Annotated in this window: 21 protein-coding genes and 1 other RNA gene; 3 read left to right on the top strand and 19 right to left on the bottom strand. The window is 43.4% G+C overall.

Going from position 1 to position 20,779, the window contains the following annotated elements:
• Positions 1–12: 12 nt before the first annotated feature.
• Positions 13–561: a CvpA family protein gene (locus tag ACORHV_RS01660; protein ID WP_000623534.1), complete on the bottom strand. Its 549-nt coding sequence runs from the start codon at positions 559–561 to the stop codon at positions 13–15.
• Positions 558–860: a cell division protein ZapA gene (gene zapA / locus ACORHV_RS01655; RefSeq protein ID WP_000002028.1), complete on the bottom strand. Its 303-nt coding sequence runs from the start codon at positions 858–860 to the stop codon at positions 558–560. The genes ACORHV_RS01660 and zapA overlap by 4 nt, the downstream gene beginning before the upstream one ends.
• An 86-nt stretch (positions 861–946) precedes the next feature.
• On the opposite strand from zapA, the gene rnhC reads away from it, so the two are divergent.
• From rnhC to recD2, 3 genes are all read left to right on the top strand, one after another.
• A complete protein-coding gene (gene rnhC, locus ACORHV_RS01650; protein ID WP_000146898.1) occupies positions 947–1,828 on the top strand; it encodes a ribonuclease HIII in 882 nt (293 codons plus the stop codon).
• 3 nt (positions 1,829–1,831) lie between these two features.
• A complete protein-coding gene (gene lepB, locus ACORHV_RS01645) occupies positions 1,832–2,446 on the top strand; it encodes a signal peptidase I (RefSeq protein ID WP_001083992.1) in 615 nt (204 codons plus the stop codon).
• 129 nt (positions 2,447–2,575) lie between these two features.
• Positions 2,576–4,945, top strand: coding sequence for an SF1B family DNA helicase RecD2 (recD2, locus tag ACORHV_RS01640; RefSeq protein WP_434398499.1), 2,370 nt, complete (start codon positions 2,576–2,578; stop codon positions 4,943–4,945).
• 47 nt (positions 4,946–4,992) lie between these two features.
• Here the strand turns inward: recD2 and tig are convergent, their stop codons facing one another.
• From tig to ACORHV_RS01555, 17 genes are all read right to left on the bottom strand, one after another.
• Positions 4,993–6,276, bottom strand: coding sequence for a trigger factor (gene tig, locus ACORHV_RS01635; protein ID WP_000116506.1), 1,284 nt, complete (start codon positions 6,274–6,276; stop codon positions 4,993–4,995).
• Positions 6,277–6,368: 92 nt separating this feature from the next.
• Positions 6,369–7,025 carry a DNA alkylation repair protein gene (locus tag ACORHV_RS01630; RefSeq protein ID WP_095726247.1) on the bottom strand — a complete coding sequence of 219 codons (657 nt, stop codon included), beginning with the start codon at positions 7,023–7,025 and terminating at the stop codon, positions 6,369–6,371.
• Positions 7,026–7,658: a response regulator gene (locus ACORHV_RS01625; RefSeq protein WP_434398496.1), complete on the bottom strand. Its 633-nt coding sequence runs from the start codon at positions 7,656–7,658 to the stop codon at positions 7,026–7,028.
• A 10-nt stretch (positions 7,659–7,668) separates the two neighbouring features.
• Positions 7,669–8,667, bottom strand: a complete 999-nt coding sequence (locus ACORHV_RS01620; RefSeq protein ID WP_000744932.1) for a sensor histidine kinase — start codon at positions 8,665–8,667, stop codon at positions 7,669–7,671.
• The gene (liaF, locus tag ACORHV_RS01615; RefSeq protein ID WP_434398494.1) at positions 8,664–9,362 is read right to left on the bottom strand and encodes a cell wall-active antibiotics response protein LiaF; all 699 of its coding nucleotides are present in this window, start codon (positions 9,360–9,362) and stop codon (positions 8,664–8,666) included. Before liaF ends, ACORHV_RS01620 begins: the two co-directional genes overlap by 4 nt.
• A 167-nt stretch (positions 9,363–9,529) precedes the next feature.
• Complete coding sequence (gene fni, locus ACORHV_RS01610) at positions 9,530–10,531, bottom strand: type 2 isopentenyl-diphosphate Delta-isomerase (RefSeq protein ID WP_000210639.1); 1,002 nt, start codon at positions 10,529–10,531, stop codon at positions 9,530–9,532.
• Entirely contained in the window at positions 10,515–11,522 is a 1,008-nt protein-coding gene (locus ACORHV_RS01605; protein WP_000562389.1) for a phosphomevalonate kinase, read from the bottom strand. Before ACORHV_RS01605 ends, fni begins: the two co-directional genes overlap by 17 nt.
• On the bottom strand, positions 11,509–12,462 hold the full coding sequence (gene mvaD / locus ACORHV_RS01600; protein WP_000375373.1) for a diphosphomevalonate decarboxylase: 954 nt from the start codon (positions 12,460–12,462) through the stop codon (positions 11,509–11,511). The genes ACORHV_RS01605 and mvaD overlap by 14 nt, the downstream gene beginning before the upstream one ends.
• Complete coding sequence (gene mvk / locus ACORHV_RS01595; protein WP_000163296.1) at positions 12,444–13,322, bottom strand: mevalonate kinase; 879 nt, start codon at positions 13,320–13,322, stop codon at positions 12,444–12,446. Before mvk ends, mvaD begins: the two co-directional genes overlap by 19 nt.
• Positions 13,323–13,439: 117 nt before the next feature.
• Positions 13,440–14,444: a choline-binding protein CbpJ gene (gene cbpJ, locus ACORHV_RS01590; protein ID WP_008292544.1), complete on the bottom strand. Its 1,005-nt coding sequence runs from the start codon at positions 14,442–14,444 to the stop codon at positions 13,440–13,442.
• 99 nt (positions 14,445–14,543) lie between these two features.
• Positions 14,544–15,233, bottom strand: coding sequence for a response regulator transcription factor (locus ACORHV_RS01585; protein WP_000518004.1), 690 nt, complete (start codon positions 15,231–15,233; stop codon positions 14,544–14,546).
• 11 nt (positions 15,234–15,244) lie between these two features.
• Complete coding sequence (gndA, locus tag ACORHV_RS01580; protein WP_000158764.1) at positions 15,245–16,669, bottom strand: NADP-dependent phosphogluconate dehydrogenase; 1,425 nt, start codon at positions 16,667–16,669, stop codon at positions 15,245–15,247.
• Between the two features lie 75 nt (positions 16,670–16,744).
• On the bottom strand, positions 16,745–18,190 hold the full coding sequence (gene mapZ, locus ACORHV_RS01575) for a cell division site-positioning protein MapZ (protein ID WP_000039240.1): 1,446 nt from the start codon (positions 18,188–18,190) through the stop codon (positions 16,745–16,747).
• A gap of 12 nt (positions 18,191–18,202) precedes the next feature.
• A complete protein-coding gene (locus ACORHV_RS01570) occupies positions 18,203–19,360 on the bottom strand; it encodes a THUMP domain-containing class I SAM-dependent RNA methyltransferase (protein WP_000662905.1) in 1,158 nt (385 codons plus the stop codon).
• A gap of 83 nt (positions 19,361–19,443) precedes the next feature.
• An RNA gene (gene rnpB / locus ACORHV_RS01565) (RNase P RNA component class B) lies at positions 19,444–19,825 on the bottom strand.
• Positions 19,826–19,845: 20 nt separating this feature from the next.
• Complete coding sequence (gene gpsB / locus ACORHV_RS01560) at positions 19,846–20,175, bottom strand: cell division regulator GpsB (protein WP_000146523.1); 330 nt, start codon at positions 20,173–20,175, stop codon at positions 19,846–19,848.
• A 69-nt stretch (positions 20,176–20,244) separates the two neighbouring features.
• Positions 20,245–20,772, bottom strand: a complete 528-nt coding sequence (locus tag ACORHV_RS01555; protein ID WP_434398488.1) for a DUF1273 domain-containing protein — start codon at positions 20,770–20,772, stop codon at positions 20,245–20,247.
• Positions 20,773–20,779 lie beyond the last annotated feature (7 nt).

Raw genomic sequence — 20,779 nt, 5'->3', positions numbered from 1 at the left:
ATCCCGCCCTTTTTATCCGATTAAATTTGTCACCCAGAGTTGTTTGATAAGATTTGTCGTAAAAGGGACACTTTGGATGATGTGTTTGGCTACTATACTTTTTTCGAGTGAATTTTGAATGACTGCCAGAGGCACTGTTGCAAGGATGGTCAGAGCCATTTGCAAGACAAATAAGGTTACCAATAGAGATAAAAGGCCTGATCCGATACGCAACCATTTGACATCGAGCTTTTTAGTTGGAATCAAGTGCAGGAACAAACCGATAAAACGTCCGAAACTATAACAAATCCCAAAAACTAGAAGATAGGCTAGACCCGCATAAAAGACCTTGTCTAGATGAAACAGCTGGTCTGAAGGGAAGAAAAAGGTTCCCTGTCCTTCCTGAGGATTGGCATAAGGGACAAGCAAGTGGAAGTGGTCACCCAGTGATTTATAAAACTGTCCCGCAACAAAGGCTGAAATCACTGCCACGAGGAAATAATAAACTTGCAGGACCAAACCTCTACGGTAGCCGATGTAAAAGCCCCAAGCCAGAACCAATAAGAGTAGGATTGAAATCATAGGGAGTCCTCAATCTTGCTCTGTTCTTGTTTGACAGCAATCAACTTGTGACGGAGTTCTAACAACTCTTGCTCCTTGTCATCAAATTCAATTTCACGATTGAGCTGTGTAGACAGACAGTTGACCGCCAAAAGAAGCGCAATGGTTTCATCATCCGCCCCAGGCATTTGTTCTTTAATTGCTTGGTATTTTTCAGTCGCAACCTTGGCAATTTCCTCCATAAAGAGGTTGTCATGCTCGGTTGTCAAGGTTAATGTCTTTTTCCCGAATGTAAACTTATATCGATTTAGATTTGCCATAAAATTCACCTCACGATATTATACCAAATTTCGCTAACTTTGTCAGTTTTTACCAATTCTCCTGCTTTTGTGGTACAATAGAGACTATGGCAAGTATCACACTCACACCAAGTGAACAGGAAATTCAGAGCTTTTTAAGTCAGTATCAGAAGGCTCTCAGTCCTAGTAAAAATCCTTATATTCGCTATTTTTTGAGACTGCCTCAGGCAACGGTTTCCATCTATACTTCTGGAAAAGTCCTCCTGCAGGGCGAAGCTGCTGAGCAATACGCCAATTTCTTTGGCTATCAGGTTCAACAAGAAAACAGTGGACAAGATTTCCCTATGATCGGTACCGATGAGGTGGGAAATGGTTCCTACTTTGGTGGGCTGGCTGTTGTGGCTTCCTTTGTGACACCTGACCAGCACGACTTCTTGCGAAAACTCGGTGTAGGGGATTCTAAGACTCTGACGGACCAAAAGATTCGTCAGATTGCCCCTATCCTCAAGGAAAAGATTTCGCACCAAGCGCTCCTCCTTTCACCGAGCAAGTACAACGAAGTTATCGGAGAGCGTTACAATGCTGTTTCTGTAAAGGTTGCCCTTCACAACCAGGCTATCTTTCTCCTGCTTCAAAAAGGAATCCAGCCAGAAAAAATCGTGATTGATGCTTTTACAAGCCCTAAAAACTATAATAAGTACTTGGCACAAGAAGCCAACCGTTTTCCAAACAAAATTAGCTTAGAAGAAAAAGCCGAGGGCAAATACCTAGCTGTTGCAGTTAGCTCCATCATCGCGCGGGATCTCTTCCTCGAAAACTTGGAAAATCTAGGACGAGAACTGGGCTATCAACTGCCAAGTGGCGCTGGAACTGCATCTGATAAGGTTGCTAGCAAAATCCTGCAGGCCTATGGCATGAAGGGACTTCATTTCTGTGCCAAATTGCATTTTAAAAACACTGAAAAAGCAAAAACACTTCTAGAAAGGTAAATTATGAATTCGTTTAAAACATTTCTAAAAGAATGGGGAGTTTTCTTCCTGATTATCGCACTGGTCGGTCTTAGCCGTATCTTTCTTTGGAGCAATGTCCGTGTAGAAGGACACTCGATGGACCCTACCCTAGCCGACGGAGAAGTTCTCTTCGTTGTTAAACATCTCCCAATTGACCGCTTCGACATCGTGGTTGCGCATGAGGAAGACGGAAATAAAGATATTGTCAAAAGGGTTATCGGCATGCCTGGTGATACCATCCGCTACGAAAATGACAAACTCTTTATCAACGGTGAAGAAACGAATGAACCTTACCTAGCTGAATACCTCAACTTGTTCAAAACAGAAAAGTTGCAAAACACCTATACTGGAAAAGGATTTGAAGGCAATAAGGGAGTTTACTTTAGAGAACTTGCTCAAAAGGCACAGGCCTTTACAGTCGATGTCAATTCCAATACCAGCTTCAGCTTTACTGTCCCTCAAGGTGAGTACCTTCTCCTTGGTGATGATCGTCTAGTCTCTAGCGACAGCCGCCACGTTGGTACCTTCAAGGCCAGCGATATCAAAGGCGAAGCAAAATTCCGTTTCTGGCCACTTAACCGTATCGGAACTTTTTAAGATAAGGAAGAGGCCGAGAATGCTAAGTCTCAGTCTCTTTTTCTATTGCGAGAAGAAGGACTTTTAGTCTCCTAGCTTGTTGAAAGAAGCTAAGGGTCCAACTCTCACGAACTCATGTAAAGGAAACCTATGGAAGTTTATTTTTCAGGCACCATTGAACGGATTATTTTTGAAAATCCCAGTAATTTTTATCGCATTCTCCTCCTAGATATCGAAGATACGGACGCGGAGGACTTTGACGATTTTGAAATCATCGTTACAGGAACCATGGCTGATGTAATTGAGGGTGAAGACTATACTTTTTGGGGGCAAATCATTCAGCACTCCAAGTATGGAGAACAGCTTCAGATCAGCCGTTATGAGCGGGCAAAACCAACTAAAAATGGGCTAGTCAAGTACTTTTCTAGTAGCCATTTCAAAGGAATTGGTCTCAAAACGGCCCAAAAAATCGTTGATAGCTATGGTGAAAATACCATTGACGAAATTCTTGAACATCCTGAAAAGCTAGAAGGCATCTCAGGACTCTCTGCCAAAAACCGTGAGGCTTTTGTTTCCACTCTCCGTCTAAACTATGGGACAGAAATGGTTTTGGCAAAACTAGCCAACTACGGCATTCCCAATAAACTGGCCTTTCAGATTCAAGACTTTTACAAGGAAGAAACGCTGAATATTGTCGAAAACTATCCCTACCAGCTGGTCGAGGATATCAAGGGCTTGGGATTTACCATTGCTGACCAACTAGCAGCCGAACTAGGTATTGAAAGCCAAGCTCCTGAACGCTTCCGTGCTGGCCTTGTCCATAGTCTTTTTCAAGGATGTATGGATACGGGGGATACCTATATGGAAGCTCGAGATTTGCTGGAACAGACCCTGACTCTCCTCGAGTCTTCTCGTCCTGTGGAACTGGACCCCAGCCAAGTCGCTCAGGAATTATCTCATTTGATTGAAGAAGACAAGGTTCAACAGATTGACACTAAAATCTTTGATAACAGCCTCTTTTTCGCCGAAGAAGGAATTCGCAGTCACTTGGTTCGTATCCTTGAAAAAGAAAAACAGAAGAGCCAAGATCTAGAAACCATTCACAAGCATATCGCTAGTGTTGAGGAAGAGCTGGGTATCCAGTACGATGACATTCAAAAGCAGGCTATCTGTGACGCTATCCAGAACAAGGTTTTTATCCTGACAGGTGGACCCGGTACTGGTAAGACGACTGTTATCAATGGGATTATTGCTGTTTATGCACTTTTAGAAGGACTTGACCTCAGGAAAAAAAGCAGTCTGCCTATCCTTCTAGCAGCTCCAACTGGTCGAGCGGCTCGGCGCATGAATGAATTGACAGGATTGCCAAGTGCTACTATACACCGCCATTTGGGAATGACGGGGGACGATGATACCAGCCATCTGGAAGATTATCTGGATGCCGACTTTATCATTGTAGATGAGTTTTCCATGGTGGATACTTGGCTAGCCAACCAGCTCTTCTCCAACATCTCCTCAAACAGTAAAATTCTCATCGTGGGGGATAGCGACCAATTGCCTTCTGTTAGTCCCGGACAAGTCCTGGCAGACCTGCTCCAGATACCCCTGATTCCGCAGACTCGCTTGGAACGGATTTACCGTCAAAGCGAAGAATCAACTATCGTTACCTTGGCGAGTCAGATTCGACAAGGCATCTTGCCAGCTGACTTTACCCAGAAAAAGGCAGACCGCTCCTACTTTGAAATCGCTAGTGGCCATATCCCAGCTACCATTGAGAAAATTCTTGGCGCTGCCCTCAGAAGTGGCATTCCGGCTCGCGATATTCAGGTGCTAGCACCCATGTATCGAGGAACTGCTGGTATTGACGCCATCAACCAACTTATGCAAGACCTGCTCAATCCTCAGCAAAAGGGGCAAGTTAGCTTTGAAGCAACTCAGTGTCACTATCGAACAGGGGACAAGGTCATTCACCTAGTCAACGACGCTGAAGTTAATGTCTTTAACGGAGATCTAGGCTACATCACAGACCTGATTCCTGGAAAATACACTGAGTCCAAACAAGACGAGATTGTCATTGATTTCGATGGCAATGAGGTCATCTATCCTCGAAACGAATGGTACAAGATTCGACTGGCCTATGCCATGAGTATTCATAAGTCGCAGGGAAGTGAGTTTCCTGTTGTCATCCTGCCCATCACTAGTGCTAGCAAGCGCATGCTGGAGCGAAATCTCATCTACACAGCCATTACACGCGCCAAAAGCAAACTTATCTTACTAGGTGAATTACAGGCCTTTGACTATGCAGTTAAGCATATCGGGACTGCCCGCAAGACCTATCTGATTGAGCGTTTCAGTGATTTAATTGAAAATAATATTGAAGAAAGCAAACAAGCCTTCTCTGAAACTGCCACACCAAGTGACTCTGAACAATCCTACATCCTCACCGAAGAAAACTGGTCTAGCATCCCAGCCATGATTGGGATTACAGATGCAGACCTCAAAGAGATTTTTGGAAAATAGTGCAACAGAAAACCCACCTAGTCAGGTGGGCTTTTTCTCTTTTAAGATTATTTAACTGTTGCAGTGCTTGTAATCAATTCAACAGCTTTTTTGATAGTGATATCGTGTTTCAACATATCAGCTGAAAGCAAGTTTTGTACTTGTGCAACTTCCATGTTGTAGTCTGCTGCCAATTGCTCAATTTCTTTTTGGATTTCTTCTTCTGAAGCATCAAATCCTTCAGCTTTGGCAACTGCTTCGATAACAAGGTTAGTCTTCGTACGTGACTCAGCTTCTGCTTCGTATTGTTTGTGAAGGTCTTCTTGAGTAGTTCCTGTGATTTGGAAGTACATGTCAGGGTTGATCCCTTGGCGTTGCAAGTTTCCAAGGAATTCATTTACTGAACGGTGAACTTCTTCGTGGATCATTTCTTCTGGAAGTTCTACGATTTCAGCGTTTTCTACAGCTTTATCGATTGCTGCACCTTCAACGGCATCTTTGTATGCTTCTTCTTTCGCAGCAGTCAATTCTTTGCGGTATTTTTCTTTCAATTCGTCAAGAGTTTCCACTTCTTCGTCGATGTCTTTTGCAAGTTCATCGTCAAGAGCTGGAACTTCTTTTGCTTTTACTTCGTGAATAGTTGTTACGAATTTAGCTTCTTTACCTGCAAGGTCTTCTGCTTGGTAGTCTTCTGGGAATGTTACAACTACATCAACAGTTTCGCCAGCTGAGTGTCCAACCAATTGGTCTTCAAAACCAGGGATGAATTGACCTGAACCAAGTCCAAGTGAGAAGTTTTCACCTTTTCCACCGTCAAATTCAACACCGTCAATAGAACCAACGAAGTCAATAACAACAGTGTCGCCATTTTCAGCAGCGCCTTCTTTGATAACCAATTCAGCCAAGTTGTTGCGTTCGCGTTCGATACGTTCTTCAACGTCAGCGTCAGTTACTTCTTTTTCTACATCAACTGATACTTCAAGGTTTTTGTAGTCACCCAATTTTACTTCAGGTTTTGTCACGACTTCAGCAGTGATAACCCAGTCTTGACCTTTTTCCATTGAAGTTACGTCAATTTTTGGTTGCGCAACGACTTCAAGACCAGCTTCTTTTACTGCAGCTTCATAAGCGTTTGGCAAAAGTGCGTTCATTGCATCTTGATAAAGAGCTTCTTCACCAAATTTTTGGTCGAAGATAGGGCGTGGAAGGTGACCTTTACGGAAACCAGGAACGTTAAGAGTTTTCTTTACTGAGTTAAATACACGGTCCAATTCTGGTTTGATTTGGTCTTGAGAGATTGTGAAAGTCAAGACACCACGGTTTGTTTCTTTGTTTTCAAATGATACAGACATTCTGTCATTTCTCCTTAAAATTTTTTAAATACAGTCTATTATAGCATAAACCACGGTTAATTTTCAAGTAATGAATGCGCTTTTCAATGATGCTAAAGGTACTTGCTTGCTTCCCTGATACTGAGTTCAGCCATTCTTTCCCTGTTTTTTTCGATGAAGCTTGCTACCCATTCCGGATTGGTTTTGGAGTAGTCTCTTAGGGCCCAACCGATGGCTTTGTTGATAAAAAATTCGGTCTGGTCCAGATTATTGAGCAGGACCTTTTCCATTAGTTGAACATCCGTCTTCTCTTTTCTTAACAACTGGTGGTCAATAGCGACTCGCCTCAGCCAGATATTGTCTGATAGGCTCCATTTGAGGATGATTTCTCCCAGTTCTGGCTTGTCATATACCAAACTTCCTACTACTCGGTCTAGGATATCTACTGTGTCCCACCAGGATTTGGTTACGACTAGACGCTCAAGCTTAGGCAAATCGTTCTCCGTCAAATAAGACTGCATAGCTTTCAAATAGTTGGCAGCCACATATTGATATTCTCTAGCATCCTTTTCCCAGCAAGTGTCTACAAAATCCCAATAGATGAGCTTTGTTTTTTTCGCACTTGGAAAGTATTTTTTGTAGAGGGCATTTCTTTCAGGAGCTGCAATACCTAAAAAGGAAAATTGGTATCGCATATAGGCTTCCATTGGGCCTGCTTTCTCAGGATCTTTCGCCGCTTCTAGCTCCTCAAGTAAATCTGCAAGACTCATCTAAAAGTCCTCCCGCCCTACCAAGTGGTGCTGGAAGGCATAGACCGCAGCCTGGGTACGATCGCTGACCTCAAGCTTGGCTAGAATGTTGGATACATGGGTCTTGACCGTCTTGAGGGAGATAAAGAGTTCATCTGCAATGCGCTGATTTTCGTAGCCCTTGGCAATCAGTTGAAGCACATCTCGTTCACGCGCAGTCAGATCCTCATGAAGTTCCATATAATTGCGGTGGTATTCGACCTTCTTGCTGACCTCTTGTTCAATAGCAAGCTCTCCAGCAGCAACCTTACGAACAGCGTGCAGCAATTCGTCTGCACTAGAAGTCTTGAGCATATAACCTTTGGCACCCGCATTCAAGACAGGCATGATTTTTTCATTGTCTAGGTAAGAGGTCACAATCAAAATCTTGGCTTCAGGCCATTCTTTGAGAATAGCCAGGGTTGCATCAATCCCATTCATCTCAGGCATGACAATATCCATGACAATGACATCTGGACGCAGTTCCAAGGCCAACTCAATACCTTGAGCCCCATTGGCAGCCTCGCCCACAACTTCCACATCGTCTTGGAGATTAAAATAGCTTTTCAAGCCCAATCGGACCATTTCATGGTCATCTACCAGTAAAATTTTCATCTCTACTCCTTTATGATTCCTTGTCTAGCAGGGGAATACGGATATCGACCGCCAGTCCTTGCTTAGGTGCTGTCAAGAGTTGAACCGTTCCTGCCATATCTTCAACCCGCTCCTTGATGTTTCGCAGTCCATAACTCAAGTCATCTAAACTCCCTAACTGGAAGCCAATCCCATTGTCCACCACCTTTAGTTGCAATTCAACATCTGTCTGATAGAGGTAGACATCTAAGCAAGATGCCTGGGCATGGCGGAGGGTATTGCTGATCAACTCCTGCAAAATACGAAAGATATGCTCTTCAATCTTCTTGGGCAATTTAGACACATTCTGCTTGAGACTAACCTTGAGATCACTCTTGTCCTCTAGCTCTTTTAAGAGGATTTGAATCCCCTCAACCAAACTCTTCTCTTCCAACTCAACAGGTCGCAAATGTAGGAGCAAGACCCGCAAATCTTTCTGGGCTGTTTCAAGGATAGCTGCAACACTTTGCAACTGGGTCTGCATCTTTTCTCTATCCAGCTTCAAAGCCTGCTGGCTGACACCTGATAAAATCATATGAGCCGCAAACAACTCCTGACTAACTGTATCGTGCAAGTCACGTGCAATCCGCTTTCGTTCCTTCTCGATGATTGCTTCTTCCTTGACCAGGCTTTGATTTTCAGCCTTTTGAACAGCCTCTGTCAAGAGGTTAAGCTTGCCAGACAAGGACTTAAAACTGGCATCCAAGTCTGGATCTGCAAAGGCAACCACCTCTTTTCCTGCTAGCAGTCGCTTGAGATTGACTTGCATTTTTCTGCGAGAGACTTCTTCTATCACGCGCCAAAAGAGGACAAAAAAGAAGGTCATGGAAAGGCTAAAGACCAAGATCAAGAAGATGAGTTTCTCTGTTTTCTCGATATCCTGTAGCAAATAGGACCAATCAAGATTTAGAATATCAAGCAGACTATTAGCCAAAAAGAGAATAAAGAGGAGTGAAGTCAGGCCGATTAACAGATAAGATTGCTTTTTCATCCTCTGACCACCTCCACATCGCCAACCATAGTAGTTAGGAAAATCTTGACACTCTTGTTACTCTTGAGGTAGTCTCTGGTTTCCTGATGATAGTGTTCATTACGGAGGGCTCGCTTAGGTTGATGAAGGAAGGTTAAATCTCCATAAAGACAGTTAACACTGAGGCTGATTTCCACATCTACGGGCAAGATAATCCTAGTCGTTCCGACCATCTTTCTAAGGATAATGACATTGTCATGATTGGTTAGGATGACTCTTTCTAGATGAATGGTGTCCTTGCCCATGAGGCGAAAGAGGTTGATATCGTCAAATTGACATGTCTGGTGACTAGAGAAATGATGGAGATTGCTAAACCAAGGATTGTGTTCATTTTTAACCGTTACCACCTCTTCAAAGACCAAGTCGGTCTCCTCTCTTTCTTGATTCATCATCGGATAGAGAAGAAAGAGACTATAGATCACCGCTACAAAGATGGCTAAAATCACAAAGGGATTGAGCATAACGATAAAAAAGAAAAGAATAGTCGTCACAAGGAGGAAGACGTTGTTGGCTTCCTTACCTGTATAATAGCGGAGCAAGAGCAAAAAGAGGAACAGAATCAGCAGAAAACGCGAAAAATGCTCTGATACCATCAAAATCAGAGCTCCCGTCAACAGACAGGCTTCAATAAATAAAAAGATTTGAAATTTTTTCATAGATGCATCCTCTCCCTTCTATTTTATCACAATTCAAAAAAGTCACCTCGGTCTGAGGATGGAAAAAGGAGATTGGACAGAAATCGCTCCTACAAGCTAGGTTTCATCAACTCACTACAGTTGACAAAAGGCTACAAAAAAAGGGCGGGATTCTTGTCCCGACCTCTCTACATCTGATCTTTTGCTTCTTTTAGTTTGCCATAAAGAATATAGTCTACGTTTTGTAGATCCGCTATGGTGGCACAGTTAAGGGCACACATGATCAAACGCAGATCTTCTTTCCAGCCTTGGACAATGCCAATCACCTCTTCGACGGAGTAGGTTTCAATCAACTCAAGAACGGTACGTGACAGTCCCACAGCCTTGGCTCCAAAGACCAGGCACTTAATCATATCCAGCGGGTTCCGAACGCCTCCGCTAACCAAAAGTTCGACCTTGTCTTTCCAGTCTTGGGCATTGAGAAGGGCTTGCATAGTAGACTGCCCCCATTGATTGAGGTAATCACGCTGGCCACTGCGACGGTTTTCGATATAGGCAAAGCTAGTACCACCACGACCTGATAGGTCAACCGTTCGAACACCCAGATCATAGGCTCTCTCGATGGTCTTCACATCCATTCCAAAGCCCACTTCCTTTAAGACAATAGGAACGGGAATTTGCTTGCTATAGTCTGCCAGATGCGATTGCCAGCTTCGAAACTTTCTTTCTCCCTCCGGCATGAGTAATTCCTGCATGACATTAACATGCACTTGGAGGAGAAGAGGATTCATCGCTTCTACAGTCTGAAATCCCAACTCAACAGGCTTGTCCAAGCCAATATTGGTTCCAAGGAGAAGCTTTGGATGGCTAGATTTGACAGAAAAAGAGTCATCTGTTGAATCTTTGAGGGCTGCGCTATAAGAGCCCGTCACAAACAAAATCCCACATGCTTCTGCCACCTGAGCCAGTTTTTGATTGATTTCTTTACCTTTGTCGCTCCCACCTGTCATGGCATTGATATAAAAAGGAAAGTCCCACTTTCGACCTGCAAACTCTGTAGACAAATCAATCTCATCCAGGTCATAAAGAGGCAGGGAAGAATGAATCAACTCCACCTCATCAAAGCTATTATAGGAACTTTTCTGCTCAAGGGCATAGCGGATATGCTCGTCCTTACGATTTGTCGTCATGTCCTATCCTTTCTTGGTATAAGAGCTCAATCCCCAGATCGGCCCAGCGATTTTTTATGGTTTCAGTTGATTGCTCATCAAAACTCAAGGCAATCCCACAGTCACCACCACCAGCGCCACTACTCTTGGCAACAGCCTGCAAATCTTGACTGGCTTCTTTCAACTGTCTCAGCGAAGGTGTGTATATATCTAGGCTCAAGCCTTCTAAAAGCTGACTGGCTGTTTCCACCTGCTCGATGATTTTTTCTGAATTCCCCTGCTCCAAGGCTTCTACCAAAGCAGCAACCGTTGCTTTTGAGGAACTTAAAAAATTCTGGTCTATGCTTTGCTTGATTTGCTGAACCATTTGACTCGATACGGCCACTTGCTTGGTCCATCCCACTAGGAAATCACATTCTAGGCCCGGTTGCACTTGTGAGATAGAAAAGCCCCAGTCACGCTCCAAAACTGTCATCAAGTTTTCTTCTTTCAGCCACGTAGCCACCTTTTTGCGATCAAATGACTGGTAGAGAACCAAATCTTCTGCCACAATACAGGCTAGATCTCCCATAGAACCATTGTCTCCTCGCTTGAGTAAGACCGTGCTAGCCAGCTTGAACAAGAGTTCCGGATCAACCGTAATATCATATTGAGCCAGCAGGGCCTTGATCACCAAGACAACGACGCTACCACTAGAACCCAGACCAAACTTTTTGCCTTCCCGTTCCATTTTTCCACGAATTTCCAAGGAAAAAGGTCGCAAGGCTTGCCCACGATAAATGAGGAAATCTTCCACTAGAGCAATCGTTTCTTGAATCAAGCTGTAGTCAGGATTTGGCGTCAAGTCCACTGCGAAATCAAACATATCTGAATAGATACGGTAGCTATCAGAAAAAGCAATCTCAGCCTTCATATAGATGGGAATGGCCTTTATCAAGGCTAACTGTCCTGGCTCTAGAATAGCGTATTCCCCTGCCCAATAGAGTTTTCCGCAAGTTTTAACAGCAATCATCTTGACTCAAATCCTTTGTTTTTGACACAATCAGGCGGTAACGTTGACCAAAGATTTCTGATAAATGCTCCAAGTCTTTCTCCTGACAGAGGACCTTGACATTGGGACCGGCATCCATGGTAAAGTAGCAGGCTTCCCCTTGCTCACGAAGTTGGCGGACAAAGTCCATCGCTTCATAGGATGCATCCGTCAGATATGAAAAGGCTGGACTAGCAGTTTTGGTCGTAGCGTGCATGGCTAGGGCATTTTTCTCCGTTAATTCCCCAACCTTGGCAAAATCATTCTCTTTAAGATAGACGAGCATATCTTGATAATCCTTCTCAGACTGGCGCACCCAATCATCAAAGGTCGTCGAGGTTTCCACACAGAGTTTCATCCCATCACGGCTAGAAATTGGTTTTTTCTTGTCCTCTAGCACCAACATAATCATAGCTAGTCTCAAGTCTGTCTCTACAGGGTAAATCTCCCCACTATCCTTGTCCCAGGCACCGAGTGGCCCATAAAAACTACGAGAGGAAGAACCAGAAGCAAACTTAGCCTCCTGTGCCAACTGACTCCGATTCAAACCAAGCTGGAAATAAGCATTGCAAGCCTTGACCAAGGCGGACAAACCACTAGAACTGGATGACAAGCCAGCCGCAGTCGGCATGTTGTTTTGGGTATCGATACGGACAAATCCCTCACCTTCTGGACGGTAACGGTTGATGATTTTGCTCATTTTAGCATGCTCAGCCTCACTCTGAAGCTGACCATTGATATAAAAGGCATCAGCAGTCGCATCCGTCGGTAGAGGCGACAAGGTCGTCTCTGTGTACATATTTTCCAAAGTAAGAGAGATACTGCTAGTAGCAGGAACCATCTCTTTTTCTTTTTTCTTTCCCCAATATTTAATAATGGCAATATTTGCGTAGGAACGTACTGTTACAGGCTTTCGATCCATGTCTGAACAGCTCCTTTCTCTTCTAATCGTTTTGCTAGTTCTTCTGCTTGATCCAGATTGGCTGCCAAGGCTATGATACAGCCTCCTAACCCACCACCACTCATCTTGGCACCTAGAGCACCATGGCTAAGAGCCGTTTCAACGAGGGAGTCTGCCTCAGGGCTGCTGACACCAATTTCTTTTAAATGTAAATGCGCTTGACTGAGGATTTGTCCCAATCCTTCAGCATCTTTTCGTCTAATCGCATCTTCTGCTTGCTGGGTCAATTCTCCCAAGGCATGCAAAAACGGTAGGGCATCCTTCCCCATACTTTGAACCACTTGGATGGCTTCACGAGTGTGGCCATACACACCTGTATCTGCAATCACCAAATAGGCAGATAGGTTCATCTCAAGTTCTGTAAAACCAACATTCTTGATAAAGCGAATAGGTTGGTCACTGAGACAGGTCTTGGCATCCAAACCACTTGGATTCATATGGGCAATCATTTCAGCCCGATTGACCAAGATTTCTAGTACATCATGAGGCAGATCGGCTTGATAGTAGTCAAATACCGCACGTATGGCCGCTATGCTGATAGCCGCTGACGAACCCATTCCCCGTTTTTCAGGGATAGCCGAGTCAATCACACATCGAATGCAAGCTTCTTTGATATCCAAATACTCCAGCGAGGCATACACTGCCATGGACAAGGTATCCTCCTCATAAAGACGCCACGGACTTTCAGCAGGGACCACCTTACAAGTCACCTCCACCTCTATGAGAGGCAGGGAAATGGCTGGATAACCGTAAACAACCGCATGCTCTCCTATTAAAATAATCTTACTATGTGCCTGACCGACACCAACTTTTTTTGTCATGTTTTCCTTTAACCAGACGGAAAGACCGTCTCATTTCATACAGTAGTATTTTCTCCTATCTATTTTATTATATTTTCACAAAAAAAGCGATTGTTTCCTTCACAATCGCCTCTTTCATTATTGAACCCATTCGCCATTATAGTTGACAGAATAGCCTTCTACAGTCGTATTCACTGCTAAAGCACCTGAACTATAAGCGTAGTACCATTTGCCATTAACCTGGAACCAGCCTGTCTTCATATCGCCATTACTTGCGTTTAGATAATACCAAGTCGAACCTTCCTGATACCAACCAGTCGCCATAGATCCTGATGAACGGAGATAGTACCACTTGTTACCAAGATATTGCCAGCCTGTTTTCATATCGCCATTTTCAGCATCTAAATAGTACCAAGTTGAACCTTCCTGATACCAGCCAGTTGTCATAGCTCCTGATGAACGGAGGTAGTACCACTTATTGCCAATTTGCTTCCAACCAGTTTGCATGATACCAGTTTCTGAATCTAGATAGTACCAAGCTGAACCATCGTTTATCCAACCTGCACGTCTTTCACCACCAATATAGTTTTCTCCATTAATTTCCGTTTTAGCTAGATAATACCAATTAGACTGGTCATAAAGCCAACCTGTCTTTAAAGAATGATTTTGATTAAAGTAATAGTTCGTGTAAAAACTCTTCTCTTCTTTATCTTCCGGATTTGTACGTTTTTCACCATACTTTCTTCCAACACTGTCTTTAGTTTTAATTTCTAATGCTTTCCAACCAACAAACTCTTGTAGCACTCCATTTTTGTCAAAGTAGTACCACTCTGACTTTGGAAAACCTTCTAATCTGATACCATTTGGGTAAGGACCAATTGTACTACCTTTAGATGGAAACGGGATATACTGCCAGCCGACAACCATCTCTCCAGATAAAGGATCAAAATAATAGTACTTCCCATCAATCACTCGCCAGTAGGTTTCTTTGAGTTCCCCCTTCTTGTAGTAGGTTCTACCATTTTCTTGGACAAATTGCCAGCCTTCTGAATCAGTATCATCCGCCAATACTGCACTTGTCGCTAGCAAACCAAAGAAAAAGACTGCTAATGCGATTTGCATCAATTTTTTTATTATTTTCATTAGACGTATCCTCCATAACTGATTGTAGCAAAGACTTTATTGTATGTCAATATATAGAAACTTCTCAAAAAAAGCAGTTACAAAACTGCAACTGCTTTTCTATTCTTGCATGGTGTACCCAACACCACGCACAGTTTTAATGTAGCTTTTTTGACCTTTTACATCAAGCTTGCTACGTAGATAACGGATATAAACATCCACGATATTGGTTTCTGTCGCACTTTCGTACTTCCAGACACTTTCCAACAACTGCTCACGAGTCAAGACCTTCTTGCTTCCCATGAGAGTGGCCAAAAGGTCATACTCACGGCGCGTCAGAGCAATCATCTCCTCGCCACGATAAACGGTATGATGTTCTACATCCATACGCAAATTGCGGTAAGACGTTGGGACCTTCATCTGACTACAGTGTTGGTCGATAAAGTCCCGACCTCGGAAAATCGCTGAAATACGAGCAACTAGATCATCAATAATCACTGGCTTATAGATGTAAGAAACGGCGAAGCGCTGGATTGTCTCAATCTGGTCTTGCAATTCTTCGCGATGGTCTAAGACCATAATCACTGAGGCTGGTTTTGTCCGACTCAGCCTCTCTGCAAAATCCTGGGCCGTCATATCCCCCAGACGAGCATTCAGTAAAATCAAGTCATAATCTGTCTGGAGAGCCATGGAGAGGGCTTTTTGCCCCTCCTCAACCAGATCAACACGGTATTGCTCTTTTTGGAGTTCCAGACTGAGAAAATGAGCGAGATTTCGTTCTTTCTCAAGTAATAAAATCCGTTTCCCCATGGCAGACCTACTTATTTTTCGTCATACCAAGAGTAGTGGAAGGTTCCCTCTTTGTCTTTACGTTGGTAAGTGTGGGCACCAAAGTAGTCACGTTGCGCTTGGATCAAGTTAGCAGGAAGGTCAGCTGAACGGTAGCTATCAAAGTAAGTAATAGCTGCTGAGAAGGTTGGCACTGGTACACCAGCTTGAACAGCAAGAGCTACGATATCACGCACTGCTTGTTGGTACTTAGCAGTAACATCCAAGAAGTACTCATCCAAGAGAAGGTTTGCAAGGTCTGCATCACGGTTGTAGGCATCTGTGATCTTTTGCAAGAAACGAGAACGGATGATACAGCCATCACGCCAGATAGAGGCGATGTCTGCAAATGGCAAGTTCCAGTTATTTTCTTTAGAAGCCACACGCAATTGGGCAAAGCCTTGTGCGTATGAGATAATTTTTGAGAAGTAAAGTGCTTGACGGATCTTTTCGATCAACTCAGCCTTGTCACCTTCAAATTTGAAGGCAGCTGGTTTTGGAAGAACCTTGCTAGCATGCACACGCTCTTCTTTGTATGTAGAGATGTAGCGAGCAAATACTGACTCAGTGATAAGTGACAATGGCACACCAAGGTCAAGTGATGATTGGCTAGTCCATTTACCTGTTCCCTTGTTGCCAGCAGCGTCAAGGATGTAATCTACGATTGGTCCATCTTGACCTTCATCGTCTTTACGGCTCAAGATATCAGCTGTGATTTCGATCAAGTAGCTGTCCAATTCACCCTTGTTCCACTCAGTAAAGATTGCAGCCATATCTTCTGCAGAAAGACCAAGCAAGTGTTGCATCAAGTCATAACTTTCTGCGATTAATTGCATGTCACCATACTCGATACCGTTGTGAACCATTTTCACATAGTGACCAGCTCCATCAGGACCGATGTAAGTCACACATGGTTTGCCATCTTCTGGTGCTTTAGCTGAGATTTCTTCAAGAACATCAGCAACCAATTCGTAGGCTTCTTTTTGTCCACCAGGCATGATAGAAGGACCTTCAAGGGCACCTTTTTCACCACCGGAAACCCCAGTACCGATAAAGTTGATCCCTGAGTTTGCCAATTCTTCATTACGACGGATGGTATCTTTGTAGAAAGTGTTTCCTCCGTCAATCAAGATATCTCCCTTGTCAAGGTGTGGAAGAAGGGCTTGGATAGTTGCGTCTGTACCAGGTCCAGCTTGAACCATGAGCATGATACGACGAGGTTTTTCGATTGAGTTTACAAAGCTTTCCACGTCATAGCTTGGCACAAAGTTCTTTTCAGGATGGCAAGCAATGACATCTTCTGTTTTTTCTTTACTACGGTTGTAAATGGCAACTGTATAGCCACGAGATTCGATATTTAGGGCAAGGTTACGACCCATTACGGCCATACCAACGACACCAAAGTTAGCTTTTGTCATGTGACACTCCTCTTGTTTAATATGTTTTATTTTATCATTTTTACCTATGAAAGGAAAGAATTTTGTAACGGTCGCTTAGTAGTCCAAGTCATCTGCATGACCAGAACCATTCCCTACAAAGTAACCAGTCTTACAGTTAAGGGTGAAGAGATAGGTTCCATCTGGTTTATAGAGGTTATAATAACCATTTCCGTTTACGATATTGACACGTTCTAGGATATATTGATTTCCAGTGATATAGCCACGAGCACGTGATGTTGCTAGGACTTGTTCCAATACACCATCCGCAAACGTCCAAGCAGGGTTGTTGCTATCGTCTACAGCTGATTGGTTGTACGGTACACGACTAGCACTTCTTTGAAGATTAACCCCATCGCCAGACAAACCACCATTCGTGTCTCTAGCTGGTGCCGTGTTGCTTGTTGAAGGTGTCGTACTACTTGCATTGCTTTCTGTAGCTGAACTTGAGCTTGCTTGACTCGTGCTAGAGCTCGAACTTGAGCTGGAAGCACTGGTTTGTTGACTCTTACCAAGACTAATGGCCTTATCCAAGAGTTTGTCTAGTTCTGTGTTACCTGTCTTGATTTCTGTAAACTTAGCATCTGCTTTGGCTTTCGCATTGGTATCCAAGACACCGTCAGTGATTGCTGGACTTTCAAAGAGGGCATTAACATCTTGAATGGCCTTGATTTGAGTTGCTAGGCTATCATATCTTGACTTAGCTAGTGTATATTCACGGCTACCTTCTAACTTATCTAGCAAGGTTTTCAGTTGGCTCAATTTATCAAACTGGCTGTTTTTCAGAGCTGTCTTATTGGCATCCGTATAGAAAGTATCATAGAGATCATTGAAGTCTTTCAAAGCTGTTTGTGTCCCTTGATCATCCGAAGAGGCTGCTTGAGAAGACTGGATTTCTTGGTTTGAACGAGATACTTGACGGTAGACATAATATGTTCCAGCAAGCACAAGGATTGCAGCTACTACAGAAGCAATGATGATGACACCTTTCTTCTTAGAGCCTGTTTCAGGTTCTGTTTGAGCCGAACGTGATAGAGGTGTATAGGTCGCCTCTTCTTGTTCCTCATTTATTTCCTTGGGCTCTGTTTCTGTTAAAACGAGAGGCTCTATTTCAGCACTTTCTTCATCTTGAAGTGGTGGGACAAACTGAGTAGTCTCTTCATTTTCTATCTCTTCAATAGATTCCTCAGCAACCATGTCTGAATCGTCTACCTGATCAGAAGGTTCACTTGATTCACGAACTTCTTGGATCATTTCCTCTAGGTTTTGAGTAGAAGCTAGCTCTTCTTTTTTAAACTGACGAGTTTCAAACTTGTCGGCTTCGATTTCTTCACGGTGCTGTTTGATGTATTTGTCTAAGATACTGTCCTCAGGCAATACTCCTGCTTCAACCTCTTCATTCTTACGAATGACTTGACCAACAGTCAAGTCTTTTGCTTCGTCAAAGTCGAATTGTGGTTCTTGATGTCCTTTTTTATGACGATCACGTCTTTTCTTACTCATGAGTTCACCTTTCTATTTTACCTCTTGGCGTTTGACACGCTGACCAAAGTATTGATACAAATCCACTTTTAAGGTCCCGTTATAGAGTTTTCGCTTTTTATCAGCTGGACTTCCGTACTTGCTTTCAAAAGCTTCGTCACTCGTCAGGATAAACTTACTCCACGTTTTCAGTGGTGCAAAGACTTGTCCCATCTCAGCATAGAGCTTGGTAACTCCTGCATCATCAGACAAGCGTTCCCCATATGGTGGATTGGAAATGATAACGCCATTAATCTTGTCTGTGCGCAAGTCCTGTACCCGCATTTGCTTAAAGGTGATATCACCTGCGACGCCTGCTGCTTGAGCATTTGCCTTGGCAATTTCCACCATGCGAGCATCTATATCACAGCCCATAATGTCCAGCTCAAGTTCACGATCAATTTTCTTAGCCGCCTCTGTGCGAACTTCCTGGATTAACCGATCGCTGACCCAGTTCCATTCCTCAAAAGCAAAGGAACGTCGAAGTCCTGGCGCCATCTTTCTAGCAATCATAGCCGCCTCGATACAGAATGTTCCTGACCCACAGGTCGGATCAATCAAGGGCTTGTCTGGATACCAGTTAGATAGTTGTAAAATGGCCGCTGCCATATTTTCCTTGATCGGCGCTCCACCCTTTTCCGTACGATAACCACGTTTAAAAAGGCTAGAACCTGTCGTGTCAATCATGACAGTTGCCACATCTTTCAGGATAGATACCTCAATCTTAAACTCGGGACCAGTTTCCATCAAGGGAACTCCTTCTGGACGGGCATAGTGTTTTTGTAATTTCTTCACAACAGCCTTCTTAGAGATAGCCTGAACACTGGGCTCGTTGTGGAGTTTAGACTTAACACATTTTGCCTTTGATATCGGGAAACGTGCTCCTAGAGGGAGATAGTTTTCCCAATCTAGAGCAAAAACACCTTGAAAAAGCTCTTCAAAAGTCTTAGCTGGAAAACTTCCGACTACAATCTTGATGCGATCCGCCGCGCGAAGCCAAAGGTTGGTCTCAATGATTGCCTTCACATCTCCTTGAAAGCGAACACGCCCATTTTCAACCTGGCAATCATAACCAAGGTCTCGCACCTCACGTCCAACGACAGCCTCAAGACCCGCCGCAGCAGTTGCGATTAAATTAAATTGTTCTTTCATTTCTAGTCTTGCAAGACCTTTCTCTTGTTCACTTTAAAAAATGAGGTTGAGAAAGATTTCTCAGCCCCAACCTATATGCAATTTTCTATAAGCCATGTTTTGTTCCAGAAGTGACTAGGACCACTTCCTTCGATAATCATCTGTCTACCGCTAACAGCATAAATCTGCTAGCAGTCAGAGTACTACGTTCGTTTCCGTGCACTCCATGCCCCGACCAAAATTTGGGTTGCTAGCTTGAGGGGTTTACCGCGTTCCACTCTCTCTGTTTCCAGAAAGACTCCGTCACTGTGGCACTTTCAAGCCTATTCTGACCTATCCGAAGACTTAGTCATTTCGACTGCCGTAACGATTTCTCGTCCCTAGGCTTATGGATTCGCCTAGCACAAACACTACAGGCATCACAGCCTGTGCTAGCATGGACTTTCCTCATGAAAAGAGAACCTCTTCACGCGATTATCCAAAAATTGCACTCATTCCTTAGTCAATTATAAATCTTGGTTGTCTAAGATTTGCTTACCAAATACTTCTTTTTCGAGACGATTTAAGCGTTTCAAAATATCAAAGTTTGTCATTGAGGTAGAAGCTGTTACTTCAATAGAGTCTGGTTGAGTTGGCGCTACCTGTGGTTTATGAGATAATTCTTCCTTCAAATCAGCAATCTCTTGACGAAGGGATTTGACCAAAGCTGCGTAGGTTTCATAATCCTTAATCACATCATCTAGGAATTCATCTACCTCTGCTTTGCTGTATCCACGTACTTCACGTCCAAATTCTTGTTCAAAAATATCTTTCGCTGAAAATATAATACTTGCCATGTCTCTCTCCATTCTGGGTTACTAGTATTATTATATAAAAAAAGACAAGTAAAAATCAAGGTCAAAGGCTTACTTTTCAGAAAAATTTTCTACTATTTCATTCAAGTCCTCAAATGTTAATCTTCTTGTAACATAGTCCGCTTGATTTTTCATCATTTGGTAAAAATATCGTAACTTGGTTTCCTTTTCTTCGTCGTAAAAAAGATAGCAAGTATCTGTATTCTCCAGCAGAAATTTCTGATAATCACGCAGTTGCCCCTTGTGCTCATATTGTGGATAGGCATATTTGACAAAGTCAACCTGCTTGAACTCACTCAATTTCGCTTGATTTGCTTCATTCCAATTACTGCCATGGGTTTCAAAATCAAAAATGGTCGCCAGCTGAAATCCATAGTCTGCTTTCATGTCTTTCGCCACCTGAAGCGCCCAGTACTCAAAGCCCAAGGTCCCTGTAAAGACAAGCCAGTTCACCCCATCCTCTGCTAGACGTTCCAGGTCTCTCCGAATGGCTGTTTTGATAATATCAACGCGAATATCCTTGTCATTAAAGAGACCAAGGTCCAAGGCTGAATAGCCTAAAATCAAGGCTGATGTCATTTTTAAC

The organism is Streptococcus sp. KHUD_016 (genome assembly GCF_051106465.1).
Classification (GTDB): Bacteria; Bacillota; Bacilli; order Lactobacillales; family Streptococcaceae; genus Streptococcus.
Note: the sequence above shows the minus strand (reverse complement) of the source record. Positions and strands in the feature narration are given on the sequence as shown.

Bases quoted from the DNA above. Each gene is read 5' to 3' on its own strand.
- ACORHV_RS01660 (WP_000623534.1), bottom strand. From the start codon at position 561: ATGATTTCAATCCTACTCTTATTGGTTCTGGCTTGGGGCTTTTACATC.
- zapA (WP_000002028.1), bottom strand. From the start codon at position 860: ATGGCAAATCTAAATCGATATAAGTTTACATTCGGGAAAAAGACATTA.
- rnhC (WP_000146898.1), top strand. From the start codon at position 947: ATGGCAAGTATCACACTCACACCAAGTGAACAGGAAATTCAGAGCTTT.
- lepB (WP_001083992.1), top strand. From the start codon at position 1,832: ATGAATTCGTTTAAAACATTTCTAAAAGAATGGGGAGTTTTCTTCCTG.
- recD2 (WP_434398499.1), top strand. From the start codon at position 2,576: ATGGAAGTTTATTTTTCAGGCACCATTGAACGGATTATTTTTGAAAAT.
- tig (WP_000116506.1), bottom strand. From the start codon at position 6,276: ATGTCTGTATCATTTGAAAACAAAGAAACAAACCGTGGTGTCTTGACT.
- ACORHV_RS01630 (WP_095726247.1), bottom strand. From the start codon at position 7,025: ATGAGTCTTGCAGATTTACTTGAGGAGCTAGAAGCGGCGAAAGATCCT.
- ACORHV_RS01625 (WP_434398496.1), bottom strand. From the start codon at position 7,658: ATGAAAATTTTACTGGTAGATGACCATGAAATGGTCCGATTGGGCTTG.
- ACORHV_RS01620 (WP_000744932.1), bottom strand. From the start codon at position 8,667: ATGAAAAAGCAATCTTATCTGTTAATCGGCCTGACTTCACTCCTCTTT.
- liaF (WP_434398494.1), bottom strand. From the start codon at position 9,362: ATGAAAAAATTTCAAATCTTTTTATTTATTGAAGCCTGTCTGTTGACG.
- fni (WP_000210639.1), bottom strand. From the start codon at position 10,531: ATGACGACAAATCGTAAGGACGAGCATATCCGCTATGCCCTTGAGCAG.
- ACORHV_RS01605 (WP_000562389.1), bottom strand. From the start codon at position 11,522: ATGATTGCTGTTAAAACTTGCGGAAAACTCTATTGGGCAGGGGAATAC.
- mvaD (WP_000375373.1), bottom strand. From the start codon at position 12,462: ATGGATCGAAAGCCTGTAACAGTACGTTCCTACGCAAATATTGCCATT.
- mvk (WP_000163296.1), bottom strand. From the start codon at position 13,322: ATGACAAAAAAAGTTGGTGTCGGTCAGGCACATAGTAAGATTATTTTA.
- cbpJ (WP_008292544.1), bottom strand. From the start codon at position 14,444: ATGAAAATAATAAAAAAATTGATGCAAATCGCATTAGCAGTCTTTTTC.
- ACORHV_RS01585 (WP_000518004.1), bottom strand. From the start codon at position 15,233: ATGGGGAAACGGATTTTATTACTTGAGAAAGAACGAAATCTCGCTCAT.
- gndA (WP_000158764.1), bottom strand. From the start codon at position 16,669: ATGACAAAAGCTAACTTTGGTGTCGTTGGTATGGCCGTAATGGGTCGT.
- mapZ (WP_000039240.1), bottom strand. From the start codon at position 18,190: ATGAGTAAGAAAAGACGTGATCGTCATAAAAAAGGACATCAAGAACCA.
- ACORHV_RS01570 (WP_000662905.1), bottom strand. From the start codon at position 19,360: ATGAAAGAACAATTTAATTTAATCGCAACTGCTGCGGCGGGTCTTGAG.
- gpsB (WP_000146523.1), bottom strand. From the start codon at position 20,175: ATGGCAAGTATTATATTTTCAGCGAAAGATATTTTTGAACAAGAATTT.
- ACORHV_RS01555 (WP_434398488.1), bottom strand. From the start codon at position 20,772: ATGACATCAGCCTTGATTTTAGGCTATTCAGCCTTGGACCTTGGTCTC.